The organism is Streptomyces sp. NPDC026575 (genome assembly GCF_055567415.1).
On record NZ_JBVHQM010000005.1, the window covers coordinates 271,882 to 288,171 of the forward strand.

Annotated in this window: 17 protein-coding genes and 1 pseudogene; 6 read left to right on the plus strand and 12 right to left on the minus strand. The window is 71.3% G+C overall.

Annotated features, from left to right (window positions below; all coding sequences use genetic code 11):
- The first annotated feature begins 228 nt into the window (after nt 1-228).
- Entirely contained in the window at nt 229-525 is a 297-nt protein-coding gene (locus tag ACZ4NB_RS09230) for a hypothetical protein (RefSeq protein ID WP_467659612.1), read from the plus strand.
- A gap of 190 nt (nt 526-715) precedes the next feature.
- Here ACZ4NB_RS09230 and ACZ4NB_RS09235 read toward each other — a convergent pair whose 3' ends face one another.
- Complete coding sequence (locus ACZ4NB_RS09235) at nt 716-2,173, minus strand: MFS transporter (protein WP_467659614.1); 1,458 nt, start codon at nt 2,171-2,173, stop codon at nt 716-718.
- Nucleotides 2,174-2,294: 121 nt separating this feature from the next.
- Nucleotides 2,295-3,014, minus strand: a complete 720-nt coding sequence (locus tag ACZ4NB_RS09240; RefSeq protein WP_467659616.1) for a TioE family transcriptional regulator — start codon at nt 3,012-3,014, stop codon at nt 2,295-2,297.
- A 58-nt stretch (nt 3,015-3,072) separates the two neighbouring features.
- Here ACZ4NB_RS09240 and ACZ4NB_RS09245 point away from each other — a divergent pair, with 58 nt between their 5' ends.
- On the plus strand, nt 3,073-4,275 hold the full coding sequence (locus tag ACZ4NB_RS09245) for an erythromycin esterase family protein (RefSeq protein ID WP_467659618.1): 1,203 nt from the start codon (nt 3,073-3,075) through the stop codon (nt 4,273-4,275).
- A gap of 37 nt (nt 4,276-4,312) precedes the next feature.
- On the opposite strand, the gene ACZ4NB_RS09250 is transcribed toward ACZ4NB_RS09245, so the two are convergent.
- Entirely contained in the window at nt 4,313-5,257 is a 945-nt protein-coding gene (locus tag ACZ4NB_RS09250) for a CAP domain-containing protein (protein WP_467659620.1), read from the minus strand.
- Nucleotides 5,258-5,509: 252 nt separating this feature from the next.
- Here ACZ4NB_RS09250 and ACZ4NB_RS09255 point away from each other — a divergent pair, with 252 nt between their 5' ends.
- Nucleotides 5,510-5,674 carry a hypothetical protein gene (locus ACZ4NB_RS09255; protein WP_384426141.1) on the plus strand — a complete coding sequence of 55 codons (165 nt, stop codon included), beginning with the start codon at nt 5,510-5,512 and terminating at the stop codon, nt 5,672-5,674.
- Nucleotides 5,675-5,807: 133 nt separating this feature from the next.
- Here ACZ4NB_RS09255 and ACZ4NB_RS09260 read toward each other — a convergent pair whose 3' ends face one another.
- Entirely contained in the window at nt 5,808-7,136 is a 1,329-nt protein-coding gene (locus ACZ4NB_RS09260; protein WP_467659622.1) for a glycosyltransferase, read from the minus strand.
- A 36-nt stretch (nt 7,137-7,172) separates the two neighbouring features.
- Nucleotides 7,173-7,886 carry a CTP synthase C-terminal region-related (seleno)protein gene (locus tag ACZ4NB_RS09265; RefSeq protein WP_467659624.1) on the minus strand — a complete coding sequence of 238 codons (714 nt, stop codon included), beginning with the start codon at nt 7,884-7,886 and terminating at the stop codon, nt 7,173-7,175.
- A gap of 76 nt (nt 7,887-7,962) precedes the next feature.
- On the opposite strand from ACZ4NB_RS09265, the gene ACZ4NB_RS09270 reads away from it, so the two are divergent.
- A complete protein-coding gene (locus ACZ4NB_RS09270) occupies nt 7,963-8,877 on the plus strand; it encodes a LysR family transcriptional regulator (protein ID WP_467659626.1) in 915 nt (304 codons plus the stop codon).
- A gap of 75 nt (nt 8,878-8,952) precedes the next feature.
- On the opposite strand, the gene ACZ4NB_RS09275 is transcribed toward ACZ4NB_RS09270, so the two are convergent.
- Nucleotides 8,953-9,930 carry an aldo/keto reductase gene (locus tag ACZ4NB_RS09275; RefSeq protein ID WP_467659628.1) on the minus strand — a complete coding sequence of 326 codons (978 nt, stop codon included), beginning with the start codon at nt 9,928-9,930 and terminating at the stop codon, nt 8,953-8,955.
- 117 nt (nt 9,931-10,047) lie between these two features.
- Between ACZ4NB_RS09275 and ACZ4NB_RS09280 the strand changes: the two genes are divergently transcribed.
- Nucleotides 10,048-10,926 carry a LysR family transcriptional regulator gene (locus ACZ4NB_RS09280; protein WP_467659630.1) on the plus strand — a complete coding sequence of 293 codons (879 nt, stop codon included), beginning with the start codon at nt 10,048-10,050 and terminating at the stop codon, nt 10,924-10,926.
- Nucleotides 10,927-10,987: 61 nt separating this feature from the next.
- Here ACZ4NB_RS09280 and ACZ4NB_RS09285 read toward each other — a convergent pair whose 3' ends face one another.
- The 6 genes and pseudogenes from ACZ4NB_RS09285 to ACZ4NB_RS09310 all read right to left on the minus strand — a co-directional run bounded on the left by ACZ4NB_RS09285 (nt 10,988) and on the right by ACZ4NB_RS09310 (nt 15,599).
- Nucleotides 10,988-12,631, minus strand: a complete 1,644-nt coding sequence (locus ACZ4NB_RS09285; protein ID WP_467659632.1) for an amidase family protein — start codon at nt 12,629-12,631, stop codon at nt 10,988-10,990.
- Nucleotides 12,632-12,748: 117 nt separating this feature from the next.
- Nucleotides 12,749-13,330, minus strand: coding sequence for a hypothetical protein (locus tag ACZ4NB_RS09290; protein WP_467659634.1), 582 nt, complete (start codon nt 13,328-13,330; stop codon nt 12,749-12,751).
- Nucleotides 13,331-13,527: 197 nt separating this feature from the next.
- Nucleotides 13,528-13,959, minus strand: a complete 432-nt coding sequence (locus tag ACZ4NB_RS09295; RefSeq protein ID WP_467659636.1) for a Fic family protein — start codon at nt 13,957-13,959, stop codon at nt 13,528-13,530.
- A 163-nt stretch (nt 13,960-14,122) separates the two neighbouring features.
- Nucleotides 14,123-14,866 carry a hypothetical protein gene (locus ACZ4NB_RS09300; protein ID WP_467659638.1) on the minus strand — a complete coding sequence of 248 codons (744 nt, stop codon included), beginning with the start codon at nt 14,864-14,866 and terminating at the stop codon, nt 14,123-14,125.
- Between the two features lie 98 nt (nt 14,867-14,964).
- Nucleotides 14,965-15,144, minus strand: a pseudogene (locus tag ACZ4NB_RS09305) (VOC family protein); the annotation flags it as partial.
- Nucleotides 15,145-15,146: 2 nt separating this feature from the next.
- Complete coding sequence (locus ACZ4NB_RS09310) at nt 15,147-15,599, minus strand: MarR family winged helix-turn-helix transcriptional regulator (RefSeq protein WP_467659640.1); 453 nt, start codon at nt 15,597-15,599, stop codon at nt 15,147-15,149.
- Between ACZ4NB_RS09310 and ACZ4NB_RS09315 the strand changes: the two genes are divergently transcribed.
- A complete protein-coding gene (locus ACZ4NB_RS09315) occupies nt 15,576-16,136 on the plus strand; it encodes a hemerythrin domain-containing protein (RefSeq protein WP_467659642.1) in 561 nt (186 codons plus the stop codon). The genes ACZ4NB_RS09310 and ACZ4NB_RS09315 overlap by 24 nt on opposite strands.
- Nucleotides 16,137-16,290: the final 154 nt, after the last annotated feature.

A 16,290-nucleotide genomic window follows, 5' to 3' on the forward strand; every position in this document is an offset into this window, starting at 1 on the left:
AGGAATCCCATGCCTGCTTCGGGCCTACCAGGAATCCGCCGCGAGCCGGTCGAGTTGCCCGTCAGCGTCCACACGCAAACCATCCCAACAGGTGAAATGCCGCCCGCCCCGGATTCGTCCCTGCCGGACCAGCCGAGTCGCCGCGGGACAGCACAGCACTAAGTTCCGGTACCTCACATCGAGTTGACGGCATGACAGATGCACGCTCGATCCGCGATCGTATGCGTCATGAACTCCGATGAAGCCGAGATGCGTGCAGCGGTCCGCGAGCTGGCCGACGCATTGGAGACGATGCTCAACCTGATCAAGGCCGATGCGCTTCCCACCACCCCCGAAGCTCAGGGCCTCCTCCAGAAAGCGGGAACCTTCCTCGACGAGTCGACGGACCTGATCGCCGTCTCGGACCGGCCGGGCGAGATCCTCTCCCTGGCCACCGCGCTCAACAAACTGGTCGTTTCGGCGCGGGAGCAGATCCTCGACGACGCCGTGGCCGCCTCACCCGCGCCCGACCACCCCACCATGTGAGCACTCCGCAAGCCGAAGCCGGGACCGGAACCAGGGACCGACCCGGCGACCGAAACCCCGACCATGGCGGAGCGCTTCGCCCTGCGGCGCAGATCCGACTTCGTCTACGCGATGATCGACCTCAGCCACAAGGCCCACGGTGTCGAACTGCCCCGCCACGCATACGACGATCCGGTCGTCGATCACCTCGTCATCGGCCGCGGTGTCCTGCGGTCTGCTCGGCCTCGCTCCCGCCCTCACTCTCATCCTCGCGCCGCCCCTCGGTCCGTTGCGCAAGGCGGTTGGCGCGTAGCGCGGTGCATATCCCGAGGGAGGAGATGGCGGCGAAGCCGAGCAGGAGGTAACGCGCGGAGGCGAGCGTCGACGGACCGGTCAGGTTGACCAGGAGGCCGGCTACCGCCGCACCGAACGCTGTCGACATCGTGAGCACGGTCGCGATCCCCGCGGCGGCCTTCTCTCCCTCCGCCTTGTCCCGTGTGCTCGCCATCGCGGCGACGGACAGGTGGGGCATGGCCAGACCGATTCCGGCGCCGGCGAGGAAGAGTACGGGCAGCCAGGCGATGACCAGAAGGAGTGGTGCGTCACGGCGCTGCAGCACAGCGAGCACGGCGAGGCCGACCGTGAGGAGGCCGGGGCCGGCCACCCGCAGCCGTCGAACCGTCCGCTGCGCACGCGCCGAGGAGCTGGCGACCTGGCTTGCCGACCAGCCGAGCGACAGCGTGGCGCCGAAGAACCCCGCGGCAACCGGCGGCAGCCCTCCCAGTCGTTGGCCGAACAAGGGCAGGAACGCCTCCACACCGATACCGGCCGCGAGGAAGGCGATGGTCAGGTAGACCCATCGCAATGCGGAGCCGGTCTGGTAGGTCTGGCGCGGAAGGACCCGGTCCTTGCTCCGCTTCTCCGTCACCGCGAAGGCGATGACCAGTGCCGGCGCCACTGCGATGCACGCCGCTATCACGGCCTCGTCGGAGAGGATTCCGGCGATGCTCACGGCACCCGTGGCCCCGACAACCAGCATCAACGAGCCCAGCGGTACGGGAACCGCCGCCGTCTCGCCCCGGCCGCTTCGTGGCAGCACGCGGGGGACGAACGCCGCCATCGCTCCCGCGGCGACGGCCAGCACGACGAACGCCGTCCGCCAGGAGCCGAACTGGGCGAAGAGCCCGCCCAGAGCCGGTCCGACGAAATTGCCCACGCCGAACATGGCGGAGATCAACGCGCTGCCGCGGACCCACAGATGGCGCGGTAATGCCGAGTAGATCAGGGCGAACCCCAGACCGGTCAGCAAGCCCGCCCCGAGTCCCTGGGCGCCGCGGCCGACCAGCAACACGGGCATCGACGGGCTGGCCGCGCCGACCACCGATCCGGCGGCGAAGACGCCGAAGCCGATCAGGTAGGAGCCGACATTGCCGTGACGGAAGAGGATGCGGCTCACGAGCATGGTCGCGACCACCTGGGCGGTCAGAAAGACGGTCATGTTCCAGGCGTAGAGGCGTTCACCGCCGATGTCGGCGACCGCCGTCGGCAGCAGGCTCGCGGCCAGGTAGATGTTGACGGCGCCGACGAGTACGCCTCCGGCCAGCACCACGGCGGTTCCGCAATGTCTGCCGAGTTCCCGCCACGACCCGACGCTCTGACTGTCGTTCACTTCCGCATCCCGTCTGTGAGCTGTTTCCTTCGCGACGCCGCCCGCGAGTTGAACCGTCTCATGGCTCGCCGAACGGACATCCGGCCGTAACTCAGGCCCCTTGGCCGCCGGCGACCGAAGCTCATCCGCGCAGACGCAGATACGCCTCCAGCTCGGCGGCGCCGGTCAGCAGCGCCCGGCCGCGGGCGGACAGTCGGGCGCGCCAGTCGCGCAGGGCGCCTTCCAGCGGCTCCAGCCCGCCGGCCGCCCGTACTTGGGCGAGCAGCGGGGCGATCTGCTCCAGCAGGTAGCCGCCCCGCCTGAGCTGGTGGGCCAGGCGGGCGTCGCGCACGTCGGCCTCGTCGTAGACGCGGTACCCGGTCACCGGGTCGCGGCGCGGGCGCACCAGCCCGGCGCGCTCCCATTTGCGCAGCGTCGCGGGCCGGATGCCGAGCTGCCCCGCCAGCGGTCCGATGAACAGGGCGCCGACCCCGGGCCCGGACGCCGCCGTGGGATCCAGGTCGCGCAGCGCGCGCTCCACGGCCTGGAGGGTGCGGCGGTCGTCGAGGAGCTGGGCGTGGCTCTCGTCGACGAGGCGGAACGCCTCCTCGGCCGCGTCCTCGTTCACCGCCCGCATGATCGACGTCGCCGTCTGGTGGCCGTGGCCGGGCATCAGGGCGAGGAACGCGCGCAGGGCCCCGGCGTGCACGGAGGTATAGGTGCGGTAGCCGTGGGGGGTGCGACCGGCGGCCGGGAGGATGCCGGCCTCCTCGTAGTTCCTGATCGCCTGCGTGGACAGACCGTGCCCGCGCGCCAGGTCAACCGGCCTGAGGCGTTCGCCGTTTTGAAGGTTTCGTCCCATGGAGCCGCCGATATCGTGGAAAAGTCTCAACCGAGGGTTCAACGATACCGTTTAAGGCATGGCTACTGACATCAAGGACACCGTCCATGCCGTCGAGGCCGCGGCCGTCATGGGGCTGCTCCCGGCCCGGCCGCGACTGCTCGCCCTCGGCGAGCCCACTCACGGCGAGGACACTCTGCTCGACCTGCGCAACGAGCTCTTCCGCCAGCTCGTCGAGCAGGAGGGCTATCAGACGATCACGATCGAGAGCGACTGCATGATGGGCCTGGTGGTGGACGACTACGTCACCTCGGGCACCGGCACCCTCGATGAGGCCATGGCCCGCGGATTCAGCCACGGCTGGGGGACCTCCGCGGCCAACCGCGAGCTGGTGCGCTGGATGCGCGACTACAACGACGGCCGACCGGCGTCCGAGCGGCTCCGCTTCGCCGGTTTCGACGGACCTCTGGAGATCACCGGCGCCGCGAGCCCCCGGCAGTCCCTCCTCGCACTCCACGGCTACCTCGCGGCCCAGGTGGACGCGGACCTGCTCCCCTGCACCGCGGAAACCCTCGACCGACTGCTCGGCGCCGACGACCGGTGGACCCATCCCGACGCGATGATGGACCCGGCCCGGTCCGTGGGACAGTCGGCCGAAGCCAGGGAGCTGCGGCTGCTCGCCGACGATCTGGTGGCGCTGCTCGACGCGCGGACGCCGCAGCTGCTCGCGGCGACCTCGCGGGGCGCCTGGGACCGTGCGCGCTTGTACGGGCGTACCGCGACCGGTCTGCTGCGCTACCACTTCTGGATGGCCGACACCTCACCGGCCCGCATGACCTGGCTGGTGAGCCTGCGGGACCGGATGATGGCCGACAACCTCCTCGCCCTCGCCGAACGTGGACCGACACTGGTCCACGCCCACAACGCCCATCTCCAGCGGGACCGGAGCTCGATGCGGATGGGTGGTCTGCCGCTGGAGTGGTGGAGCGCCGGCGCACTCGTCAGCGCCCGCCTGGGCGAGGAGTACGCCTTCCTGGCCACGGCCCTCGGCACGCTCCGCCACCACGGAGTGGACACCCCGCCGCCGGACACCCTCGAAGGTCTGCTGTACGCCCTCCCCGAGGACCGCTACGTCGTCGACGCCCCCCGGCTGACCGCCGCCCTGGGCGACGCACTGCCCGCGCCCCACGCGTCGCCCTACTTCGGCTACTTCCCCCTCGACCCGGCCCACCTGGCCGGATTCGACGGGATCGTGTTCCTCAAGGACGTCCCGCAAGGCTAGGGCGTACCGGGCCGCCGTTGCGGCACACCTCCCGTGGTCAGGACCCGGTGGCGAAGTCCTGAGTCCACCAAGGGCCGTTGGAGCTGAGGTTCACGCCCACGCCCGTGTACTTGTAGGAGCAGTTGAGGATGTTGGCCCGGTGTCCGGGGCTCTCCATCCAGCCCTTCAGCGCCGTGGCGGGGTCCTCGGGGCTCTTGAAGATGTTCTCGGCCCAGCTGCTCCACCGGAATCCGGCATGGGTCATCCGGGTTTCGGGGTCGACGCCTTCGGGGGTGTTGTGCTCGTAGTAGTTACGGGCCGCCATGTCGTCCGAGTGCGCCTGCGCCGCCTTCCGCACCCGGGAGTCGACGGTGAGCGGGCCGCAGCCGTGTTGGGCCCGCTGATCGTTGACCAGGTCGACGACCTCCTGCGCGAACCGCGCGGCGGTGCCGGTCGCGGTCCGCGGTGCGGTGGGGGCCTCGGCTCTCGCCCCGGCCTCCGTACGGGAGGTGCGGGACGGCGGGTTCGCGGTCGTCGTCTTCGCGCCGCTCTCGGGGCGGGTCTTCCGCGGCCGTTGGGGGGCGTGCCGTTTGCCGTGCCGTTCGGCGTCGGAGGGGGAGGACGACGCCTTGTCGCGCTGGGGGGTGGGTGCGGCGCTGTGCGGTGCCGACAGGGCGGCGACGTCCTCCGTGGGCTGCGCCGCCGGGGACCGGTCCGCCGCGAGCTCCTGGTCGGGGCCGGAGCCGCTGGGTATCAGCGCCAGGGAGCAGCCGCCCGCGGCGACCGCGGCCGCCACCGCCAGCAGCACGGCCTTCCGCCGGGGACCGGGACCGCTGCTGACGGCGCGGTGGGTTCCGCCCCGCGGCGCGGTGCGCGCGTGCCGACCGGCGGGCCTGGGCGTGGTGGGACGGCGGTGTGCGGCGGGCTCGCCGGTCGGGCTTCCGGTCCCGGTCGACGTCCCGTCGCGCAGTAGTACCCACTGGAGTTCGTCGTCGTTGCTCATGGTTTCGATTCCTGTGCAGCCGTCGGGCCTGCATGGCCCTGGCCCGTAGGGGATATGGGTCCGTGCGGCCCGCCGCGCAGGCGGACCGCACAAGGGAGACCCCGGTGACGGCGCCGGATAACGAAAAAGTGCTCCGCCGGCGAAGAAATTCTCCGTGCAGCTCACGCGGCAGTCACGTCAAGGGCAGAGGTTGCCAGAGTCAGCCAAAAGCGGTAATGGCCCCATACCAACCCACCGCATATCATCTACGTCATGGCGCCCCACTGCGTCCCTGACGCCACCGCCGAGGCCAATCGCGCGATACGCGACTTCATGGCCGCCCGCATCGGTCGGCCGCTATGGCCCGAGGAGCAGGACGAGTACGAGCACCTGCTTGCCACATGGGCCGCGGCCGTCCACAGCAACGAGAAAGGCTGATAGACCGACCCGCTCCGCAGGCCGCGGCGCAGCACCCGATGGGCGCGGCGCCGCGGTCCGGGAGCGGGAACTCAGCACCGACCAGCCGCGGGAAGGACCGGCTCCCAAGACCCGCTCCCTCGATGCGAGTGGTTCACGCGGGAGCGGTGCAGGAATCCATCTGTTCCAGTTCGGCGAGGACGGAGGCGGCTCCGTCCTCGGTGGCGAGGTGGGACGCGATCGCCCGGGCCCGTTGCATGAAGACCGGTCCGTCCACGACGTCGCGCAACGCATCGGCCAGGCGGTCCGCCGTCAGCCGGCGGCGGGGAATCGGGGCGGGGGCGACTTCCATGGCGGCCAGTCGGGAGGCCCAGTAGAACTGGTCGAAGTGGACCGGCACGGGAACGGCCGGCACCCCGGCCTTCAGACCCGCGCCCGTGGTGCCCGCGCCCGCGTGGTGGACCACCGCGGCCATACGGGGGAAGAGCCAGTCGTGCGGGACTTCGGAGACGGTGAGGACATCATCGCCGGTCATATGGATCCCCAGCCAGCCCGACTGGACCACGGCGCGCAGCCGCGCCTTCTTCAGGGCCTGAACGAGCAGCCTGCTCAACTGCTCCGCGTCTCCCATGGCCATACTGCCGAAGCCGATGAACACCGGTTTGCTGCCGGAGTCCAGGAAGTCGACCAGTCGCCGGTCCGGCTGCCAGCCTTCGGGGCGCGGCGGCCACCAGTATCCGCAGGTTCGCTGTCGCACCGGCGAGGAGGCGAGCGGCGGCACCATCATGGGGCTGTATCCGTGGCACACCGTCTCGGTGCGCAGGGCCCGCAGGGCGCGTCTGGTCGCCTGCTTGGGGAGTCCGAGGTCCTGCTGCAGCACGTTGAGGGACGGGGCGATGTTGAGGCCCGCGCTCTTGGCCACGGCGGCCTCGACGATCCGGTCCCGGAGGCGACCGGGCACGAGGCCGTTCAGACCGAACCGTACGGCCGACCGCATCGGCTGGAGGTAGGTGCCGAGGCATCGCGCCCCCACGCCCTCGGCGACGAACGCGCAGATCGGATGGGTCACCAGGCCGGTCAGGAGGACGTCCACCCCGCCCCGGGAGGCGTCGAGGATCCCCCGTGCGATCTGTGGGAGGAGGCTTCGTCGAATCTCTCGGAGAAGAGTGCGCGGGGGCGTTGGACCGATCTCGGTCGTCATGAAGTCCAGCGGGTCCAGCGGAAGGGTCCGGCACTCCAGCCGGTGCGCGCGGACCGCGTCCTCGAAGCGCGCATGGCACGCCAGGGTCACCTCGTGTCCGGCGGCCTTCAACCGCCTGCCCAGCCCGAGGTACGGAGCTACGTCACCCCAGGTGCCGGGGCTTGGAATCAGAACTCGCACAGCTCGCCTCGCCAGGTCGTCATGCTGTCGGTGGGTGGTCCGTAGCACCGCACATCGCTCCAAAAAGGATGACCGTTGCGCGCCGGAAAGCGGCAGTGACACACAGAGACTTGGCTGATGACGGTCAGGAATTTCCGCTCATCGGGTGCGGGCGCCGTGGTCGACCGCCGCCCGGGCCAGGCCGGTGATGAGCGGATGGGCCCGGGTGCCGTCGCCGTCCAGTTCGGGCTGGAAGAGAGTGGCCAGGAAGAAGGGATGGGTGGGCAGTTCGGCGATGCGGACCTCGCCGGATTCGTCGGCGCCGGTGAAGGTCAGACCGTGGTCGCGCAGGACGTCCAAATAGCGGGAGTTGAGCCCGTAGTTGCAGTGGTAGCGCGCCGGTGCGCGGTCGGTTCCTATCAAGGTGGCGGCCCGGGATCCGTGAGTGACCCGGACCGTGCCCTCGTGGCCGACGAGCGAGCAGGCCAGCGGAGTCAGCACGGCCTCCTCGGCGGTGGCCTCCGGGTCGTTCTCGGAGTGGGCGGCGCGGTCCAGGCCGCAGACGTTGCGCGCGAACTCCAGCAGCGCGTGCTGGAAGCCGCCGCACGTGCCGAGGAAGGGGATGCCGCCCTCGCGTGCGGCGCGGATCGCGGCCAGGGCGCCGGCCTCGCTCCGGTAGGGGCTGCCCGGCAGGACCCAGACCGCGTCGAAGCCGTCCATGCCCTGATCGGCGTCCTGTGTGGCGATCCAGTAGGCGTCCAGGTCCAGCCCGTCCCGGATGCGGAGGGCCTCCAGCAGGCCGGGGATGCGGGCGTGGGAGCGAACGGCGTCGGAGCGGTCCCCGACCAGGGCGATGCGTGCGGTGTGGTTCATGCCGCCGATCCTGCCGAACACCTCGTATCGCGTCCAACGATGATTCATACACTCCGCATAAGCGATACTGATGCTCATGGATCCGCATCTGCTGCGCACCTTCGTCGCGGTCCTCGAACACCGCTCCTTCTCCCACGCCGCCTCGGCCCTGGGCTACACCCAGTCCGCCGTCTCCCAGCACATCGCCGCGCTCGAAGCCGACCTGGGCACCCGGCTCGTCGAACGCCGGCCGGTCTCCGCCACCGCGGCCGGGGCCCGGCTGATGGAGCACGCTCCTGCCCTGCTGCTGCGCCTGGACGCCGCCCGCGCCGACCTCGACCGCCTGCACCACGCCCGCCCCACCCGCCTGACCCTGGTCTGCTCACCGGCCGCCCTGACCCCCGCCGTCGCGCGGACGCTCGCCCAACTGCGCTCCACGGAGCACCCGTTGGACCTCCAGGTGCAGGTCCTGGGCCGGGAGTCGGTGGTTCAGGACGTCCTCACCGCCCGCGCCGAGCTCGGACTCGTCGACGGCGTCGCCGCCCCCAGCGACCCGCTTCCGCTGCCGGACCTGGGCCCCGCCCGCACCCTCGCGACGGCCGAGCAGCCGCTGGCCGTGCTCTTCCCCGACGGCCATCCGCTGGCGCGACGCCACTCGGTCCGGCTGACGGACCTCAGCCAGGCCCACTGGATCGACGCCCCGGACACCGCGCTGCCCCTGGACCGGCTGCGCGCCGTCTGCCGTACCGACGGATTCCGCCCCCGGATCCGCCACCTCGGCACCGACCTCCTCGGCCTCGCCGCCCTCGCCGCGGCAGGTCACGGGCTCACGGCCCTTCCCCTCCCCCTGGCCGCCGCACTCCCCGGCGTCACCGCGGTCCGGGTCGATGAACCCCGCCTGGTTCACCGTACGGAGCTTCTCCACGCCGCCCACCCCACCGGCGCCGCACAGCAGTTGGCCGATCTCCTCAGCGTCGGCAGCGCGGAGGCGGCGCCCCAGGTCGCCTCCTGAGCCGATCCGGCCTTCCGGATTCCGGACTTCCGCCCGAAGCGGCGAGGCCCCGGCCGACCTGCCCGGCCGGCTCGGTCACACATCGACCTGCGCCAGCCGGGCCGCGTCGTACCGCTCCCCCGCCACCGCGCCGCGCGGCACGGCCTCGTCGAGGGCCGCCAACTCGCCTGCGGTCAGCACGACATCGGCCGCGGCGGCGTTCTCCTCCAGGTAGCGCACCCGCTTGGTGCCGGGAACAGCGGTGACGTCCGGCCCCTGAGCCAGCAGCCAGGCCAGCGCGAGCTGCGCGGGTGTGACGCCCTTGGCCTCGGCCAGCGCCCGTACGCGCTCGACGAGGGCGAGGTTCAGGGCCAGGTTCTCGCCCTGGAAGCGGGGCGCGGTGCGGCGGAAGTCCCGCTCGCCGTACGTCTGCGGGCCGAGCGCCCCGGTCAGCAGACCGCGCCCGACGGGGCTGTACGCGACGAGTCCGATGCCCAGTTCGCGCATCGTCGGCAGGTGTGCGTCCTCGACGTCCCGGGTGAACAGCGAGTACTCGTACTGCCCGGCGGTGATCGGGTGCACGGCGTGGGCCCGCCGGATCGTCGCCGGGGAGGCTTCGGAGATGCCGAGGTGGCGCACCTTGCCGGCGGCGACCAGCTCGGCCATCGCGCCCCAGGTCTCCTCGACCGGGACGGTCGTATCGATGCGGTGCTGGTAGTAGAGGTCGATGTGGTCGACTCCCAGCCGCCGCAGTGACGCCTCGCAGGCGGCCCGGACGTACTCCGGCCGGCCGTTGACGCCCACCGCGGTCCCGTCGGGACGGCGTTCGACGCCGAACTTGGTGGCGAGCACGACCTCGTCCCGGCGGCCCGCGATCGCCCTGGCGACCAGCGTCTCGTTGGTGAAGGGGCCGTATGCGTCGGCGGTGTCCAGGAAGGTCACGCCCACATCGAGGGCCCGCCTGATGGTGGTGAGCGAATCGGCTTCGTCACCGGGGGCGTAGTAGTCGCTCATCCCCATGCAGCCGAGGCCGAGGGCGGAGACACGGAGGGAGGCGAGGGTGCGCGTATGCATGGCGAACTCCTGGGAGAGCGGGAGGATGAGGGGCGATGGCCCGACGTCGTCGATTCTGGTCCGCGTCGGGCGCCGTTGGCCAAGACCGGTTGGGCACCGTCCAGATACCCTGCGGGTATGACGATCGATCTGCGGCTGATGCGCTACGTGGTGACCGTGGCCGACGAAGGCGGGTTCCAGCGGGCCGCCGACCGGCTGCACATGGCCCAGCCACCGCTGAGCCGGCAGATCGCCGCCCTGGAACGCGAGCTGGGCGTGCGGCTCTTCGAGCGACGCCCCACCCGCCTCACCGAACCCGGAAAAGTCTTCGTGGAGGGAGCCCGTGCCCTCCTCGCCGAGGCCGACGCCCTGGTGGAGCGGACCGTGGCCGTCGCGCACGGTACATCCGGCACGCTGCGGCTCGGCTATGTCACCAGCGCCGCCTACTGGGCCGTGCCCACCCTGCTGTCCGCCATGGGGGCCCGCCATCCCGGCATCCGTGTCGAGACCCGCGAGATGTGGTCCGCCGACCTCGCCGCCGCGCTCGAACGGGACGAGATCGACGCCGCGCTCTCCCGCAGCCTCCCGCACCGGTCGGGCCTGGCCCGCCTGACGCTCGTACGGGAGGACCTCGTCGTGGTCGTCTCCGCCGGCCACCGGCTCGCCGGCCGGACCGAGCTGTCGCTGCGCGAGCTGCGCGGCGACACACTGCGGGCCATCAGACGCGATATCGCCCCCGGCTTCCACGACGCGGTCCTCGCCGCGCTCCGGGGCGCCGGCGAACGCTTCCCCGTCGAGGAGGAGCCGGTGCCCGGCTTTCGGCACCTGGTCCTGGACCACCACACCTTCGCCGTCGTTCCGCAGGCCCTGACCCGCCACCTGCCGCCCGGCACGGCCGCCCTGCGCATCGGCGACGACCTGCCCCGCTTCGACCTCGAACTCCTCTGGCGGGAGGACACCTCCGCGCCGCCCGTACCGCTGCTGGTGCGGGCGGCGCGGACGCTGGCGGCGCGGTGAGCTGCGTCATGGCTTCCCGGTGGGTTGCCGACCGGGCGCGGTCACCGGACGACCGCTCCGTTCATCGGGAGGCGTCGCCCCGTGCCGTAGGCGCGTCGGCCCCCACCGACGGCAGATAGCGCGGCGCCCGCCAGGCGTCGAGTCGGTGCTCCACCGCGCCCCCCAGCGACAGAAGCTCGGCGTCCTCGCGGTCGCCCGCCATCAGGAGCAGCCCCACGGGCAGCTCGTCGACGAACCCGGCGGGCACCGAGAGGGACGGATAACCGGCCACGGCAGCGGGGGTCGAGGACGGGACGATGTCGTTGTCGCCCCGCGCGCAGTCGGTCGTCCAGGCGGGCGGGTTCGCCGGCGCGGCGATGGCGTCCAGCTGATGGGTGGCCATGGTCTCGTCGATGGATCGCCGCGCGAGGTCCGTCAGTTCGGCACGCACCGCCCGGTACTTCGGGTCGGTGGTGGGAGGTGCGGCGAGGGCCTGCTCGAACAGCTCCTGGCCGGCGAAGCAGCTGCGCTCCGCCGGGTGGGTGCGGTTGAACTCGATCAGCCCGGCGAGACTCCGCGGCCCGTTGCGCGTGCCGAGGTAGGAGTCGATGTCCCGGTGGAACTCGCTGAGCAGCGCCGGGAATTCGAGTGCGGCCAGCCGCTTCTGGTACGGGGGTGTCACCTCGACGACCTCGGCTCCCGCGCTGCGCAGCCGCCGTGCGGTACGGGTCATCAGCCGGTCCACCTCCGCCCCGAGCGAGGGCAGTCGCCACAGTCCGATCCGTTTGCCGTGCAGCCCGGTGGAGCGCGTCAGCCGGTCGGAGAGGTTTCCGGGAGCGCCCGGGTGTGCGGTGTCCCTGCCGCTGAGCACCGCGAGGGTGAGCGCGGTGTCGATCACGTTGCGCGCCATGGGCCCCGCGGTGTCCTGCTCGGCGGAGATCGGGACCACACCGGCCTGGCTGACGAGGCCGAGGCTGGGCTTGTGGCCGACCACTCCGTTCATCCCGGCCGGGCACACGATGGAGCCGTCCGTCTCGGTCCCGATCGCCACCTGCGCCAACGACGCGGCGAGGGCGGCGGCCGAACCGGAGGAGGAGCCGCAGGGGTTCCGGTCCATCACATAAGGGTTGCTGGTCTGCCCGCCCACCGCCGACCATCCCGAAGTCGGCTTCGCGGCACGGAAGTTCGCCCACTCGGACAGGTTGGTCTTGCCGAGGATCACCGCTCCGGCATCCCGCAGCCGGGCCACCAGCGCGGCGTCGGCGTCCGGCGGGCTGCCGGCCAGTGCCAGCGACCCGGCGGTCGTGGGCAGGTCGCGGGTGTTCACGTTGTCCTTGAGCAGGACGGGGATGCCGTCGAGCGGGCCACGGACGCCGCCGGCGCGATGCCTGGCGTCACTGGCGGCCGCCTGGCGCAGGGCCGTCGGGTCGGTGCGCAGCACCGCGTTGATCTCGGGGTCGATGGCCTTGATCCGCCGCAGATAGGCCGCGGTCAGCGCCGACGAGGTCAGCGAACCGTCCGCCATACGCGCCTGCAGCTGCGGGATCGTCACGGTGTCCAGATCGACGCCCGGCCGCCCGGCGCCCCCGGCCGGCGTTGGCGTACCGGCGGCGGTTCCCGCGGCCCGTGCGGCTGCCGCGGCCTCCGCACGCGGGCTCGGTGCGCCGGTACACAGGGATCCCGCGACCAGGGCAGCGATCAGCGTGGCCAGGCTCCGCTTCCTCATGCTCCTCATGAGGTCAGCGGACTATAGGCCGGCACCCCGGAACAAGAGCCTTTCGCGCCGCAGTCACCTAGGACACGACCTGGGGATTCCCCCGACCCACCTACGGGCCTGTGGCCCTCACCACGGCTCGCGGAACGTGATGCCGAAGTGCCGGCGAAGCCCTTCGCGCTGCTCCTCGGTGGCCAGGACCATGACATCGTCCGTGCTCCCGAGGGGATGCTCCGGGCCGTTGTCGATGCAACGGAAGGTCCGGGGATCGTCGTCGGGGCTGAGGGCCTCGATGGCGGCCTGTGCCGCGCCCATGTCGAGGTAGTCGTTCGAATCCTGCTCGACGGAGAAGGAGAGCTGCTCGCCGTTGCGGTCGAAGTACAGCGTTCCGTGGCCGCACTCCTCGTCGTCCTCGTCGTCCTTGTCGAAGCGGAAGTTGTCGACGGTGACCTTTCCTCCGGTGAGGGCTGCCGCCTCTTCCAGGAGCCACGGATAGTGCTCGTCGGCGAAGTCGACGTCGTCGGCGTGGATGCTGACGGCCACGCCGAAGGATTCGAGGCTGCTGACGATCTCGTCGGACGAGGTCAGTTCGTGGTGCGCCACATCGCCGAAGTACTCGACGACGCCTCGCGCCTTCTCCTGGTCGATCATGCCGAGGTCGATCAGGACCTCGCCGACCCGTATGTAGTTGATCGTTGGGGACTCCGCCATGCCGTCATCCTGCCAGCCGGAGATCATTCCGGTGCCGCCTTTGCCACACTCACCCGGGCAGTTGGATCACAGGGCGGGCTTGGCACTCCTGGCAACGACTCGCCATTCGCCGCCCGTTGGCACGAGGGAACGTCAGGCGGTGACTGCACCATCGGGTGTGGCCGACGTGGGTCTGTCGGTGCTCTCGCCCGAGGGCTTCAGTACCGGCGGCGGTTGAGCACCCCGATGAGAGTGGCAAGGTCGGCGGCGCCCGCCGGGTCGTCTGCGTAGCGGGTGGTCTGGAGAGGGCCGACCTCGGGAAGGACGATGTCCTCCCGGGCCAGGACGTGGACCAAGGTCAACAGGGCAGCGCGGGCGTTGCCATCGGTGAAGGGGTGGAAGAACGCCACGTCGAGGTATGCGCGGGCCGCGCGGGCCGCCAGCGGGAGGTCCGGGTCGGTCGTCTCGCGCAGACAGGAAGCGAAGTCGGCCTGGGTACGCGGGGTCAGGCCGTAGCGCTCGCTGCCGGCCTTCGCATAGGCATCGCTCATGCGAAACGGCGCCTCTGCTTCGCCGAGGACCTCGCGCTGCCAGCCGGCCAGCAGGGCGAAGTGCAGCGGGGTACGTCGTGCGGCATCGGCTCGGGCCAAGGCGTGGGCAGCCAGCAGACGCTCGGCGCGAACGGGGTCGCGCCGGCGCACCGGCCCTTCGCACCAAGTCCGGAACCCGTCGCGCGCAGGCGGAACGCGCCGTAGGACCGGTGCGCGCCGCCAGTCGGCCTCACGGCGCACGCGCAGCCAAACCGAAAGGCTGTCAGTAGCGGTCATGGAGATCCTCCAGAGCCGCCCTCTCACGGTGGTCCCGGTAGGGGGCGTGGCCGGTGAGGCCCACCGCGAGGTCCTCGCCGACGGATTCGATCACCGTCCGTTCAGGGGTGACCCAGCTCTCGAACCGGCCGCCGATCGCGCTCTCCACCGCCCGCCCTGCTTCGGCTCGGTCCATGCCAGTGGTGGTGAGGAACCAGCCCAGAACCAGCGTGGCCTGGCCGTACCAGCCACCCTCCGCTCCCGAGTCCAGTGCGTGCGTCACGAGCCGGACGCAGGCCCGCTCCAGATGCCAGCTGCGATCCTCGGGGGAGGCGTCCGACGGCGGCGCCAGTTCGGCGAAGCGCTGAGCCGTCCGCTCCAACCACTCCCGCCACTCCAGCAGCGCGGATACGACGCGGGCTGCGGTTTCGTCAGGGGTCGTCACCGAGCTTGCCCCGCTGACCCAGCTACCGATGGGCCCGCCGTCGCGGTAGCACCAGCTCCATCCCCAGGCCCAGCTGCCGTATCGCTCCCGGATGATCGCGTCCACCTGCCTTTCACACCAGCGTTCGCCCTGCCACCAGCCATCCATACCGGAGAGCACAGGTGGCACCCACTCGCGGACCAGCGAGCGGAGGTGGGCTTCCTCGCCCTCGTCCCAGGCGAACGGGTGGCGGGCCGGGTCGAGTTCATCCCAGTTCCGAGTGCCCTCGTAGGTGAGGGGGGACACACGGTTCTCGGGGAGGGGCAAGGTGTCACGGTTGTACGTCAGCGCCGGCCACTCTTCCTGTCCGATGTGATCGACCCACCATTCTCAGCTCGAAGGCCCTCGGGTCGCGACCGGTTTTTCGACGTCATGGCGGCCCGGTCGGACCCGCTGCGCAGAACGCAGAATTCGTTGCCTTCGGGATCAGCAAGGACCGCCCAGCCGGAGCCATCGGGATTCCGGCGATCGGCGACAAGGGCGGCACCGAGGCCCAGCAGCCGTTCCACCTCCTGCTCGCGCGAGGTCTCCGGGCGCAGACACACGGCTACCGCTTGCCCGTCGCCCCTTCGTGGCGGTCGAGTTCGGCCAGTAGCCGGCGCAGCGAGGCCCTGGTGGCACGGACCTCCTCGTCGGGCATGGCCGCGAAGAGAGTGCGGTGCAGCTTCGCCGCCCTGTCGGTCACCCGGGCGAGCGCCTCCTCGCCGCGTGGCGTCAGCGTCAGCAGCGGCGAGCCGCGGTGATCCGGGTTGGACGCATAGGCGGCGAGGTCGAGGGCCACGAGGTCGTTGGCGACCCGCTGGACGTTCTGGCGGCTGACGCCGAGGCGGCGCGCGGCCTGGGGAACGGTGAGCGAGTCCTCGGACACCGCGCTCAGCACCTGCCATCGGGCCTGAGTGAGCCCCTCCGCACCGGCGGTCTGCTCGCCCAGACGGCGCAGGGCCCCGCCGGCGAGCAGGCGCATCGCTGCCTCGCCATGACGCAGGAGCTGCGCGAGCACGCCGACCACGAAGACACCTTCATCCATCAGCTCCTCCGGGAGCGGGCGCCGGAGGCAGCCGATGCGCTGGAGGCCGAGCACATACGTCTCGACGCGGCCTTCGCCGCCCTGGACGAGCGGGCGCGGGCCCTGCCCGACACCCCTGCCGACGCCCTGCCGGACGCCCAGCACGCGCTGTATCTGGCGCTGAGCGAAGTGATCAGCGCCTACCTCTCACATCTGCACCTGGAAGAGACGGTCGCGATGCCGGCGCTGTGGGAGTACGCCGGCGACGAGGAGCTGAGCGCCGTGCTCGCCGCCTTCCGTTCCTCCCGAACTCCCGAGGAGGCCCTCACCGACCTGCGCAGAATGCTGCCCGCTCTGCCGCCCGCGGCTCGTGCGGCGATCGTGCGCGGTGTCGTCGAGGCCACGCCGGATCAGGCGGCCGCAACACTCCTCGCCGTCTCCTCGACCCTCGGCCCCGACCAGCGCGAACGCCTCTACGACGACCTCGGCGTACCGGAGGCGTGGGCGTTGCAGGGCGCCCAGCGAGCCTGATCCGACCAGGGCGCGGTCGCCCGGGCGGGCCTTGAGTCGCGGGGCGACAGGGCTCGGCCGCTTCCCTTCACACAAAACATGCACTTCTCACGATCTCTTCGTGACAATCATGACTGGTTCACGCCTCTGCGGCTGTGACAGCGTCGTGGCGTCA